We start from the raw sequence: 12,352 nt of genomic DNA on the forward strand, positions 1-12,352 counted from the left end.
GCTGGTCGCGTGCCGCGTCCCGTCCGCCAGCGCATCCTCATCACCGGCGCGAGCTCCGGCCTCGGGCGGGGCATGGCGCACCGCTTCGCCGCGAGGGGCCGCGACCTGGCGCTCGTGGCCCGGCGCGGGCACCTGCTCGAGGAGCTGCGCGACGAGCTGCTCGCCGCCCGTCCCGGCCTCCGCGTGGTCACCGCCGCCGTGGACGTCGATGACGCCGACGCCGTGGCCCGCGGCGTGCCGGAGCTGGCCGCCGAGCTCGGCGGCATCGACCGGTTCGTGGCCAACGCCGGCATCGGCAACGGCTCACCCGTCGGCACCGGGGCCGCCGCGGCCAATCGGGCCGTCCTGGCCACCAACGTGCTGGGCACCCACGCCCAGTGCGAGGCCGCCGTCGAGCTGTTCCGCGCGCAGGGCGCGGGCCACCTCGTGATCGTCAGCTCCGTGGCGTCCGTCCGCGGCATGTCCGGCGCCCGCACCGCCTACGGCGCGAGCAAGGCCGCGCTCAACGCGCTGGCCGAGGGCATCCGCGCCGACCTGCTCGGCACCGGCATCCGGGTGACCACGGTGCTGCCCGGCTACATCGCGAGCGACATCAACGCCGGCCGCCGCGGCCCGTTCACCGTCGACCTCGACACCGGCGTCGACGCGCTCACCGCGGCCATCGAGCGCGAGCCGGTGCGGGCCTACGTGCCCGAGTGGCCCTGGCGGCCGGTTTCCGCGCTGCTGCGCGTGCTGCCGCTGCCGGTGCTCCGCCGCCTCACCTGAGGAAGGACCCCCGTGCCCCCACCGCTCGCGAGCTCGCGGCGGGCACCTGCACGGGGGCCGTTCCAGCACGTTCCCAGGCTCGCGGCGGGACCCTGCACGGAGGCTCAGAAGCAGATCCGCACGGGCCGGCCGCGGGCGTCGCGCGACCCGTCGCCCACGCACTCGGCTCCGCCGTCGGCGATCCGCCGGGCCGACCACGCCGCCGCGCAGGCGTCGAGGGCGTCGACGGCCGGCACCCGCGGCGGCGCGGCCAGCAGCGCGGCGTCGACGTCCATGACCGGCCGCAGCGCGGCCAGCCGCTGGGCCGTCCCGCGGGCGGTGGCCTTCGGGTCGGCGACGGCGGGGTCCAGCGCCCGGAACGCCAGCTCGGGGTGCACCTCGACGACGTGGTCGAGCGGCGGGTCGCCGAGCGCGTCGTCCAGCGCCCGGATCGAGCCGACCAGCTGGAAGGCCTGCGCCGACAGCGACGTGCCGCCGGTGGCCCGCACCGAGATCCGGCGCGCCTCGGCGTAGTCGCGGGCGCCGAGCACGGCGCGCACCGGGGCGGGGAACACCGAGCTGCCCGCCCTGCCCAGGAGCGCCTTGGCGCGCCGGTCGCAGGCCCGGGCGCCGTCGTCGGATAGGCCGATCGGCATGTCGACGGTGACCACCTCCACCTCCGGCACCGCGAGGACGGCGGCGACGTCGGGCAGCGCCAGCAGCGTCACCGAGCGGCCCTCGAGCAGCGCCCCGACCCACGCCCCGCGCCACCCGTCCACCCCGAGCACCGGCACGCCCCGAGACTGACAGACTCGGGCGCATGCGCGTCTTCGTCGGGACCGACCACGCCGGCCTGGAGTTCAAGGAGCACCTCAAGCAGGCGCTCACCGAGGCCGGGCACGAGCCGGTCGACTGCGGGGCGCACGAGTACGACCCCGAGGACGACTACCCGCCGTTCTGCTTCGAGGTGGGGGAGCGGGTCGTGGTCGAGCCGGGCAGCCTCGGCGTCGTCATCGGCGGCTCGGGCAACGGCGAGCAGATCGCGGCCAACAAGGTGCCCGGCGTCCGCGCCGCGCTGGTGTGGAACCGGGAGACCGCCGAGCTGGCCCGCGCGCACAACGACGCGAACGTCTGCGCGATCGGCGCCCGGCAGCACTCCGTCGAGGAGGCCACCGGGCTGGTGCTGCACTTCCTCGCCTCGCCGTGGAGCGGCGAGGAGCGGCACGTCCGCCGGATCGGCCTGATCCACGACTACGAGCAGAACCGGCACCGCCCCGCCGGCGGCCTGCCGACCCGCGGCGACGTGGTCTGAGCGGGGCTCAGAACGCGTCCGGGCACCACGGGGTGACCGGCCAGGAGAACGCCGTCGCGGCGAGGGTGACCGCCCCCGGGCTGACCTCGGTGACCCGACCGGCCGCGTGCAGCGTGCCCAGCGAGACCCCGCCCAGGTAGGCGGCGGCCAGCGCGCCGGCGTCGACGACGAGGTCGGGGTCGAGGTCGGTGCGGCCGCAGTAGCCGCCGGCCGGGTGGCCGGCCACCCGCCAGCGGCCCTCGTTCCAGGGACAGAAGCCGTCGCGCACCTCGACCACCAGGTCGATCGGCGCGGGGTAGCGGCGCGCCGAGAGCGCCCGGTCGACGTCGACCAGCCGCAGCCAGAGCCCGTCGACCGGGCGGGCGTGCAGCGCGCGGGGGTCGGCGAGCAGGTGGCGCAGCGGGTCGTCGGCGGAGGCCATCGGGTACTCGACGGTGCCGACCAGGTCGAGGTCGAGCAGGTACCGCCACAGCGCCGCGTACGCCGGGGTGCCGCGGCCGCGCACCTCGTCGACGAGCACGGTGCCGTCCGGTTCGCCGTCGGTGGTCTCCCGTGTGCGGATCCGGAAGGCGGCGTACCCGGTGACCGTGCCGTCGGACTCGGTGTGCAGCAGGAACCGGCGGGCGGTGGCGCCGTCGCGCCGGTCCGGCGGGTCGCGGAGGCTCCGCTGCCACCAGCGCTCGTCGCGCTCGAACGCGCCGGGCTCCCACCGGCGCAGGGCCTCGTGCACCTCCGGGGCGCCGGCCCGGTAGGCCCCGGCGTCGACCGGGGTCACCGTCCCGGTGCCGAGGTCGACGCCGGGGCGGAACGCCATCCGCCGCGTGGAGCCGGTGAGGTTGCCGCGGGCGGTGGCCGGCGCGTAGCCGAAGCGGCCGTAGATGCCGCCCTCCGACGCCCACAGCCCGGCCAGCGGCTCCCGCTGCCGCTCGTGCAGCTCGGTGAGCTGGCGCCGCATGACGGCCGTGAGGACGCCGCGGCGGCGGTGGGTGGGGGAGACGGTCACCCAGGACACGCCCGCGCAGGGGACGACGGCCCCCGGCACGGTGAGCGTGCGGCTGTAGACCCCCGACGTCGCCACCACCCGGTCGCCGTCCCACAGGCCCAGCGTGCGGTCGAGCTCGGCGAGCGCCGGCGGCTCGTCGACGAAGGAGCCGATCGGCTCCTCGCCGAAGACGTCGAGCATCGCCCGCGCGAAGGCCGGCCACTCGTCGGCCGTCGCGGGGCGCAGCGCGTCGGGATCGGTCACCCCTGCTGTCTACCGGTCGGCACCGAGCGCCCGCGACCGCGTTCCGGCCGCCGACCGGACCGGCCCTCCCGGCGCCGGTAGGGTGCCCGCAGTCGAGCGCGCCGACGGCGTCGTGCCCCCGCGCGACCGTGTGCCCGGCGGACGGAGGTCTCCCGCGTGCGTGCGAGGACCGTGCCCATCGTCGTGAGCGCGGTCCTGCTGGCCGCCGGCTGCACCTCCTCGGCCAGCGGAGCCGCGAGCGACACCGAGCAGGCCCCGGTCGCCACCTCGGCCCCCGACCAGCGGCTCACCGTGGTCGCCGACACCGAGCCGGCCGCCTCCGCGGTGAGCGCCAGCCGGGCGCTGTTCGACGCGGCCGGCGTCGTCGTCGTCGCCCCCGAGGGGGACCGCGCGGCCACGCTGCTGGGCTCGTCGGCGGCGGTGGGCCTGGGCGTCCCGCTGCTGCTCGACCCCGAGGGCACCGGCGGCGGGGACGACCCGGTCGCCGCCGAGCTCGACCGGCTGGGCGCCGCCACGGTGCTCGCCGTCGGCGGGGACGCCGTGCCGGGCGGCGCCGACCTCGACGTCGTGACCGTCCCGGCCAGCGCCGAGGCCGTGGCCGCCGCCACCGGCCTGGACCTCGCCGAGGGCGACCCGGTGCCGGCCGACGGCGACGCGGCCGCCGTCGCCGGCCTCGACCCCGACGCGCCCGCGGCCCTGGTCCCCGAGGACGCCGACGCCGCGGAGGGCGAGGCGTCCGGGGAGGTCCCGGAGGTCACCCGGGCCGAGCCGCTGGAGGACACCGTCGTCCTCGCGTCGGGCACCCCGGACTCGCTGCCGGGCATCGCCACCGCCCGGGCGGCCGGCGCGCGCGTGCAGCTCACCGGCGAGGACGTCGACCCGCGCGGCTCGGCCGGGACGGTCGACGCCGTGGCCGGGGCCGGCACGGTCGTGGCGCTGGGCGCCGGCTTCGCCGACGAGGAGGGCCTGGACTGGAAGGTCGAGACGGCGGCCACCGGCGCCCAGCTGCCCGGCGGCGGGCAGCTGCTGTTCCCGGAGCACTTCCTGGTCGCGCTCTACGGGCACCCGGGTTCCGGTGCGCTGGGCGTGCTCGGCGAGCAGGACGTCGCGGCCAGCGTGCAGCGCGCCCGCGACACCGCCGCGCCCTACGAGGCGCTGGTGCCGGACGCCACCGTCACCCCGGCCTTCGAGATCATCGCCACGGTGGCCTCGGAGTTCCCGACGGAGGGGAACGACTACTCCTTCGAGGCGCCGGTGGAGGACCTGCGGCCGTGGGTGGAGGCGGCGGGGGAGGCCGGCGTCTACGTCGTCTTGGACCTGCAGCCCGGGCGCACCGACTTCGTGACCCAGGCCGAGCGCTACCGCGAGCTGCTGGAGCTGCCGCACGTCGGCCTGGCCCTGGACCCGGAGTGGCGCCTGGCGCCCGACGAGGTGCACCTCACCCAGATCGGGTCGGTCGACGTCGAGGAGGTCAACCGGGTGGTCACCTGGCTGGCCGACCTCACCCGGGAGAACGCCCTGCCGCAGAAGCTGCTGGTGCTGCACCAGTTCCGGGTGGACATGATCCCCGGCCGCGAGCGGGTCGACCTCAGCCGGGACGAGCTCTCGGTCATGGTCCACGCCGACGGGCAGGGCCCCCAGGGCAGCAAGCAGGAGACCTGGCGGGTCCTGCACGAGATCGGCCCCGAGGGGCTGGCGTGGGGCTGGAAGAACTTCTACGACGAGGACTCCCCGATGCTGACGCCGGAGGAGACGATCGCCCAGGTCGTCCCGCGTCCGCAGCTGGTCACCTACCAGTAGGACGTGCGCGCGCAGCCTCCCGTCGTGTCGGTGCCTCGTGGTGGACTGGCCGCCTCGCCGAGGAAGAGGGGTGGTCGCAGGTGACCAGCGTGCTGACCGGGGTGTCCGACGAGCTCGACCCGCGGCTGCTCGAGCACCGGCGCGAGCTGACCGGGTACTGCTACCGGATGCTCGGGTCGTCGTTCGACGCCGACGACGCGGTGCAGGAGACGATGGTCCGGGCGTGGAAGGGCCTGGCCGACTTCGAGGGCCGCTCCTCGCTGCGCTCCTGGCTGTACCGGATCGCCACCAACGTCTGCCTCGACCAGCTCTCCGGCCGGCAGCGCCGGGCGCTGCCCATGGACCTCTCCGGTCAGGCGTGGTCGCCGGTGGAGGCGTCGCTGGCGGCCACCCGGCCGGCCGAGGCGTGGGTGGAGCCGGTGCTCGACCGGCAGGTCCTGCCTGAGGACGGCGACCCCGCCGAGCGCGCGGTGGCCCGGGAGTCGGTGCGGCTGGCCTTCGTGGCGGCGCTGCAGCACCTGCCCCCGCGGCAGCGGGCGGTGCTGCTGCTGCGCGACGTGCTGCGCTGGCGCGCCGACGAGGTCGCCGGCCTGCTGGAGACCACCGTCGCCTCGGTGAACAGCGCCCTGCAGCGCGCCCGGGCGACGCTCGCGGCGATGGGCGGCACCCCCGAGCCCCGTCCGCTCGACGCCGACACCCGCGACCTGCTCGCCCGCTACCTCGACGCCTTCGAGCGCTACGACATCGACGCCTTCGTCGCCCTGCTGCACGAGGACGCCACCCAGCACATGCCGCCCTACGAGATGTGGCTGGGCAGCGCCGCCGACATCGGCACCTGGATGCTCGGCCCGGGCAGCGGCTGCCGGGACTCCCGGCTGCTGCTCACCGAGGCCAACGGCTGCCCGGCGGTCGCCCAGTGGCGGCCGACGGGCGACGGCGGCCACACGCCGTGGGCCCTGCACGTCCTGGAGGTCGAGGGCGGCCGGGTGCGGCACATCACCAGCTTCCTGGACCTCGACACCGGCCTGTTCGCGCGGCTGGGTCTGCCCACCGCCCTCGGGCCGGAGGTCGCGCCCGCCGCCCCCTGACGACCCGGCCGGGAGCGCCTGGACAGGAGCGGAACCCGAGAGTCCGGTCACTGCGCTCAACACCGGGGGGTCCGCGGCCGAACAGGCGGAGGTGACCCCGATCCCCGCTGAGTCCACGACCTCCTCCGCTGCCACCCGGTGGTGGGCGACCGTGCCGCGGGGTGTGCGCCTGGACGAGCAGACCTTCGCCACCCGGCACGGGGTCATCTCCACCGTGCTCGCGCTGCACCTGCCCGTCCTCGCGGGCATCGGCCTGGCGCGGGGGGTGTCGGGGTGGCTGCTGTGGGGCCAGCTCGCCGTCATCGTCGTCCTGCTGCTGCTCGGCCGCGCGCTCCCCGCCCAGGTGGGGCGCGCCAGCGCCGTCGGCCTGGGGCTCATGGTGGCCGCCGACGTCCTGCTGCACGTCGGCGGCGGCCTGCAGGATCTGCACATCTGGTTCTACGCGGTCCTCGCGCTGGTCGCGCTCTACCAGATGTGGACGCCGTTCCTGCTGTCCGTCGGCTTCGTCGCCGTGCACCACGCGGCCATGAGCCTGCTCTCGCCGGACTCGGTCTTCTCCGACCACCACGCGCAGCAGAGCCCGGTCCTGTTCGCCCTGCTGCACGCCGTGTTCATCCTCGCCGAGGCGGTGTTCTTGGCCTACGGCTGGACGTTCACCGAGGTGGCCGAGCGCGCCCGGCAGGCCGAGCGGCAGCGCGCGGAGGAGCAGCAGGCCGCGCAGGTGCGGGCCCAGGAGGAACTCGCCGCCGAGCGGGTCCGCGCGGCGGAGGAGGCCGCTGCCGCGCTCTCCCGGCGGGAGGAGCGCGCCGCCGCGCTCGGGCAGCAGCTCACCGGGCTGGTCGCGGCCGGCCGCCGGGTGGACGACAACGTCGGCGTGGCCACCGCCGTCATGACCGGCTTGCGCGAGGCCATCGGCGAGATCGCCGCCGCCGCGAGCCAGGCCACGACGACGGCGAACGAGGCGAGCGACGGCTCCCGGGACAGCGCGCGGACCGTGGAGCGCCTGGCCGCCACCATGGCCGAGATCGACCACATCGCCGGGAGCATCTCCGGCATCGCCGACCAGACCAACCTGCTGGCGCTCAACGCGACCATCGAGTCCGCCCGCGCCGGCGAGGCGGGCAGGGCTTCGCCGTGGTCGCCGGGGAGGTCAAGGACCTCGCCGCGGAGACGGCGCAGGCCACCGAGCGGATCCGGCGGGTCGTGGAGGCCGTCCGCGGCGACATCGACGCCGCCGGTGCCGCCCTGGGCCGGGTGCAGGAGGTCATGGTCGGCGTGGTCGCGGCCCAGACGACCATCGCGACCGCCGTCGAGGAGCAGACCGCTTCCACCGCGCAGGCGCAGGAGGCCATGGTGGGCGCCTCGCGGGAGGCGACCAGCATGGCCACGGACCTGCAGCGGATCGTCACGGGCATGTGAGGGCGGCCTCCGGCGTTGACGCTAATACCCCCTGGGGGTATCTTTCGGGCGTCGACGGAGGAGGACGACATGAACCCGCACCACACGCACGGCGGTCCCGTCCCGACCGGGCACACGACACACGACCACGCCATCGACCACGCCACCGAGCACGCCGGGCACGCCGGTGGGCCGGTCAGCTGGGCGACGGCCGCGCAGGCCACGCTGCACTGCCTCACCGGCTGTGCCATCGGTGAGGTGCTCGGGATGGTGATCGGGACGTCGCTGGGCCTGTCCACCGTCGCCACGGTGGTGCTGTCGGTCGCGCTGGCCTTCGTCTTCGGCTACGCGCTGACCATGCGCGGCGTCCTGCACGCGGGCCTGCCGCTGCGGCGGGCGCTGCAGGTGGCCCTGGCGGCCGACACCGTCTCGATCGCGGTGATGGAGGTCGTGGACAACGCCGTCGTGGTCTCCGTGCCGGGCGCGATGGAGGCCGGGCTGGCCTCGGCGCTGTTCTGGCTCTCGCTGGCCGGCGCGCTGGCGGTGGCCTTCGTGGTCACGCTGCCGGTCAACCGCTGGATGATGGGGCGCGGCCGGGGCCACGCCGTCGTCCACGCGTACCACTGACGCGGCGGACCACCGGGGCAAGCCGGGGCCGGGGAGCGACTGCTCCCCGGCCCCGGCCCGTGTGCAGGACTACCCCCGCAGCCAGACAGTGGTGTCCGGGGGCAGCTGCCCGTCGGTCAGCGGGCCGCTGGCGAGCAGGACCTCGCCCTCGGGCAGCGCGACGGGGGCGGCGGAGAAGTTGGTGACGCTCTGCCAGCCGCCGGGCCGGCGCAGGTGCAGCACGTGCGTGCGGGCGACCGGGCCGGCGTCCACCCACTGCAGCGACTCCTCGGCCTGCAGCTCCCGCCGCAGCGCCAGCGCCGCCCGGTACAGCTCCAGGGTCGAGCCCTCGACGCCGTCCTGGGCCTGCGCCGACAGCTCGCCGAAGCCGGCCGGCTGGGGCAGCCACGCGCCGCCGTCGCCGAAGCCGTAGGAGCTGCCCTCGCGGGTCCACGGCAGCGGCACCCGGCAGCCGTCGCGGCCCTTCTGCGCGTGCCCGGTGCGCTCCCAGATCGGGTCCTGCAGCGCCTCGGCGGGCAGGTCGGCGACCTCGGGCAGGCCGAGCTCCTCGCCCTGGTACAGGTAGGCCGAGCCGGGCAGCGCCAGCATGAGCAGCGTGGCCGCGCGGGCGCGGCGCAGGCCCTCCCCGGCGTCCGGCGCCGGGTGCGTGCCGCCGGAGAGCAGCCACCCGTCGAGGTCGGTTCCCGGCGGGAGCGCGTAGCGCGAGGCGTGCCGGACGACGTCGTGGTTGGACAGCACCCAGGTCGCCGACGCGCCGGCGACCGCGGCCGCCGAGAGCGCCGCGTCGATCTCCACCCGGAACTGCTCGGCCGACCACGGATGCACCAGCAGCTCGAAGTTGAACGCCTGGCCCAGCTCGTCGGGCCGCGCGTAGAGCACCCGGCGGCTGGTGGTCACCCACGCCTCGGCCACCGCCGACCGCGGCGGGTCGTAGGTGTCGAGCACCTTCCGCCACTCGCGGAAGACCTCGTGCACCTCCTCGCGGTCGAACAGCGGGTGGCTGCCGTCGAGCGGCAGCTCGGTCATCGCGTCGGGGTGCACGCCGCCGTAGTCGCGCAGCGGCTCGGAGAGGTCCTTGGTCAGCGCGTGCGCGACGTCGACCCGGAAGCCGTCGACCCCGCGGTCGGACCAGAACCGCAGCGTGGCCAGGAAGTCCTCGCGGACCTCCTGGTTGTCCCAGTTGAAGTCGGGCTGCTCGCGGGCGAACAGGTGCAGGTACCACTGGCCGTCGGGCACCCGGGTCCAGGCCGGGCCGCCGAAGTGGCTCATCCAGTCCGAGGGCGGCCGGCTGCCGTCAGGGCCCTTGCCGTCGCGGAAGACGTAGCGGTCGCGGGCGGGGGAACCCGGCGGGGAGGCCAGCGCCTCGCGGAACCAGGCGTGCCGGTCGGAGCTGTGGTTCGGGACGATGTCGACGACGACCTTCATCCCGAGCTCGTGCGCCCTCGCGATCATCGCGTCGGCGTCGGCGAGGGTGCCCAGTCGCGGATCGACGTCGCGGTGGTCGTCGACGTCGTAGCCGCCGTCGGCCAGCGCGGAGGGGTAGAAGGGGCTCAGCCAGACGGCGTCCACGCCGAGCTGCTGCAGGTAGGGCAGCCGCGAGGTCACGCCGGGCAGGTCGCCGAGGCCGTCGCCGTTCGCGTCGGCGAAGCTGCGCGGGTAGACCTGGTAGACGACGGCCTGACGCCACCAGTCCGCGGCCGCGGTCCGGTTGGGGGCAGGGGTGTTCACGGGCACGGGGCTCCTGGGGAGGGTGTCGAGCGGGGGCGGGTGCGGCGTCGCGCGCCGGGGCCGGGGTGCCTGTGCTGGTCGTCCCGGACCGACCGTCTCCGTCCAGCGGCGGTGCTGGGTGCAGGAGGGCCGCCTCCACTGTAGGGAGCCGACGCGGAGGCCGCCCGCGACATCCCGTGCCGCCTCACGGGCGCGGGTTGGTCCGGGTCCAGCCGCGGTCGTCGCGCCGGGCGCCCGTGGCCGCCCGGCAGCGGCGGCACACCGCCGCCACCTCCTCCGCGTGCCGGCCCGACTCCGGCTGCACGTCGGCCCAGCTCACGTGCGGGAAGCGGGACAGCCCGGAGCGGTGCAGCGAGAGCCCGCACAGCGTCTCGTTGTGCCCGCGCTCCCAGGCGTGGACCTCACCTGCGGGGTAGCGGATGCCGTCGTCGGGGTCGACCCACTGACCGGCGGCCGCGACCGCCGCGTTGCGCACTGCCATGGGTTCCCCGTACCCAGCGCGCCCGCCGGCCCAGCCGCCCCGGACGGCCTGCTGACCGGCGCCGTCACCGAGGTCCGCGCGGGCGCTGCGGCGGGGGCCGTCAGGGGCGCGGGACGTTCCGCAGGTTCGCCCGCGCCAGGTCGATCATCTTCCCGACACCGCCGCCGAGCACCATCTTGGTCGCCGAGGTGGCGAAGCCGCGGATCTGCTCGCCGGTGATCGCCGGCGGGATGGACAGGGCGTTGGGGTCGGTGACGAACTCCATGAGCACCGGCCCGGGCTCGGCCAGCCCCTCCTCCAGCGTGCTGCGGACGTCGCGCGGGTCCTCCACCCGCATCGACCGGATCCCCACGCCCTCGGCGATCGCGGCGAAGTCCGTCGGCTCGTGGTCGGTCTCGAAGTCGGGGATGCCGTCGACCATCATCTCCAGCTTGACCATGCCGAGCGAGGCGTTGTTGAACAGCACGATCTTCACCGGCAGCCGGTGCAGCCGGACGGTGATCAGCTCACCGAGCAGCATGGCCAGCCCGCCGTCGCCGCTCATGCTGACCACCTGCCGGCCGGGCGCGGCGAACTGCGCCCCGACGGCGTGGGGCAGCGCGTTGGCCATCGACCCGTGCCGGAAGGAGCCGATCACCCGGCGCCGGCCGTTGGGGGTGAGGTAGCGCGCGGCCCACACGTTGCACATGCCGGTGTCGACGGTGAAGACGGCGTCGTCGGCGGCCAGCTCGTCGAGCTGGGCGGCCACGAACTCCGGGTGGATGGGGCGCATCCGCTCCACCCGGTGCGTGTAGGCGTCGACCACCTTCTCCAGCGCCTCGGCGTGCTGGCGCAGCATCGAGTCGAGGAACCGCCGGTCGGTCTTCTGCCCGATCAGCGGCAGCAGCGCCCGGATCGTCTCGCCGACGTCCCCGTGGACGGCGACCTCCAGTGGGCTGCGCCGTCCCAGGTGCCCGGCGTCGGCGTCGACCTGCGCGGTCCGCCGCTGCGGCAGGAAGTTCGTGTACGGGAAGTCGGTGCCCAGCAGCAGGAGCAGGTCGGCCTCGTGCGTGGCCTTGTGCGCGGCGCCGTAGCCGAGGAGCCCGTTCATGCCGACGTCGTAGGGGTTGTCGTACTGGATGACCTCCTTGCCGCCGAGCGCGTGCCCGACGGGTGCGAGGACCTTCCCGGCCAGCGCCATGACCTCCTCGTGCGCACCCGCGCAGCCGGCGCCGCAGAACAGCGTCACGGTGCGGGCTGCGTCGACCGCGCCGGCCAGCGCCCGGACCTGGTCGTCGGCGGGCCGCACGGGGGAGGGCGCCGGGACCATGGCGCTGGGCACGGTCGGGCCGCCGGACTCCTGGGCGGCCAGGTCGCCGGGCAGGACGACGACCGACACACCCCTCCTGCCGACGGCGGTCTGGATCGCCACCCGCAGGGTGTGGGGCATCTGCTTGGGCGTCACCACCTCGCACCAGTACGAGCAGTCCTGGAACGTGCGCTCGGGGTGGGTCTCCTGGAAGAAGCCCATCCCGATCTCCTGCGACTGGATGTGCGAGGCGATCGCCACGACGGGGGCGCCGCTGCGGTGCGCGTCGTACAGGCCCTGGATCAGGTGGGTGTTGCCGGGCCCGCAGGAGCCGGCGCAGACGGCGAGCCGGCCGGTGACCTGCGCCTCGGCGGCGGCCGCGAACGCGCCGCCCTCCTCGTTGGACACGTGCACCCACTCGATGCCGTCGGTGTGCCGGACGGCGTCGACGACCGGGTTGAGGCTGTCGCCGACCACGCCGTAGATGCGCTCGGCGCCGGCGTCGCGCAGCATCCGCACCATCTGCTGGGCGACGGTCGGGTTGGCCATGGGGTCTCCTCGTCGGTCGACGATCCCGCCGCGGGCGTGTGCCGGACCCGGGTGGTCGACCTGGACCCGTCCACCTGCGCGTGTCCGTGCG

General features: G+C 75.8%; 10 protein-coding genes and 1 pseudogene. 6 read left to right on the plus strand and 5 right to left on the minus strand.

The window, feature by feature from the left end; genetic code table 11:
• Nucleotides 1-9 precede the first annotated feature (9 nt).
• Nucleotides 10-765 carry an SDR family oxidoreductase gene (locus ACU616_RS15670; protein WP_446759370.1) on the plus strand — a complete coding sequence of 252 codons (756 nt, stop codon included), beginning with the start codon at nt 10-12 and terminating at the stop codon, nt 763-765.
• Between the two features lie 104 nt (nt 766-869).
• Here the strand turns inward: ACU616_RS15670 and ACU616_RS15675 are convergent, their stop codons facing one another.
• On the minus strand, nt 870-1,538 hold the full coding sequence (locus tag ACU616_RS15675; RefSeq protein ID WP_446759371.1) for a DUF429 domain-containing protein: 669 nt from the start codon (nt 1,536-1,538) through the stop codon (nt 870-872).
• A gap of 26 nt (nt 1,539-1,564) precedes the next feature.
• On the opposite strand from ACU616_RS15675, the gene ACU616_RS15680 reads away from it, so the two are divergent.
• Nucleotides 1,565-2,056, plus strand: coding sequence for a ribose-5-phosphate isomerase (locus ACU616_RS15680; protein WP_446759372.1), 492 nt, complete (start codon nt 1,565-1,567; stop codon nt 2,054-2,056).
• A gap of 7 nt (nt 2,057-2,063) precedes the next feature.
• On the opposite strand, the gene ACU616_RS15685 is transcribed toward ACU616_RS15680, so the two are convergent.
• Nucleotides 2,064-3,302: a GNAT family N-acetyltransferase gene (locus ACU616_RS15685; protein ID WP_446759373.1), complete on the minus strand. Its 1,239-nt coding sequence runs from the start codon at nt 3,300-3,302 to the stop codon at nt 2,064-2,066.
• Nucleotides 3,303-3,458: 156 nt separating this feature from the next.
• Between ACU616_RS15685 and ACU616_RS15690 the strand changes: the two genes are divergently transcribed.
• The 4 genes and pseudogenes from ACU616_RS15690 to ACU616_RS15705 all read left to right on the plus strand — a co-directional run bounded on the left by ACU616_RS15690 (nt 3,459) and on the right by ACU616_RS15705 (nt 8,215).
• Nucleotides 3,459-5,102, plus strand: coding sequence for a hypothetical protein (locus ACU616_RS15690; RefSeq protein ID WP_446759374.1), 1,644 nt, complete (start codon nt 3,459-3,461; stop codon nt 5,100-5,102).
• An 80-nt stretch (nt 5,103-5,182) separates the two neighbouring features.
• Nucleotides 5,183-6,190, plus strand: coding sequence for a sigma-70 family RNA polymerase sigma factor (locus ACU616_RS15695; protein ID WP_446759375.1), 1,008 nt, complete (start codon nt 5,183-5,185; stop codon nt 6,188-6,190).
• An 889-nt stretch (nt 6,191-7,079) separates the two neighbouring features.
• Nucleotides 7,080-7,609, plus strand: a pseudogene (locus tag ACU616_RS15700) (methyl-accepting chemotaxis protein).
• 69 nt (nt 7,610-7,678) lie between these two features.
• On the plus strand, nt 7,679-8,215 hold the full coding sequence (locus ACU616_RS15705) for a DUF4396 domain-containing protein (protein WP_446759376.1): 537 nt from the start codon (nt 7,679-7,681) through the stop codon (nt 8,213-8,215).
• 69 nt (nt 8,216-8,284) lie between these two features.
• On the opposite strand, the gene ACU616_RS15710 is transcribed toward ACU616_RS15705, so the two are convergent.
• From ACU616_RS15710 to ACU616_RS15720, 3 genes are all read right to left on the minus strand, one after another.
• Nucleotides 8,285-9,943 (minus strand): glycoside hydrolase family 13 protein, encoded by a 1,659-nt coding sequence (locus tag ACU616_RS15710; RefSeq protein ID WP_446759377.1) that lies wholly within the window; start codon nt 9,941-9,943, stop codon nt 8,285-8,287.
• Nucleotides 9,944-10,127: 184 nt separating this feature from the next.
• Nucleotides 10,128-10,424: a hypothetical protein gene (locus tag ACU616_RS15715; RefSeq protein WP_446759378.1), complete on the minus strand. Its 297-nt coding sequence runs from the start codon at nt 10,422-10,424 to the stop codon at nt 10,128-10,130.
• Between the two features lie 100 nt (nt 10,425-10,524).
• Nucleotides 10,525-12,261 carry a pyruvate dehydrogenase gene (locus ACU616_RS15720; protein ID WP_446759379.1) on the minus strand — a complete coding sequence of 579 codons (1,737 nt, stop codon included), beginning with the start codon at nt 12,259-12,261 and terminating at the stop codon, nt 10,525-10,527.
• Nucleotides 12,262-12,352: the final 91 nt, after the last annotated feature.

Source organism: Geodermatophilus sp. URMC 62 (assembly GCF_052931475.1).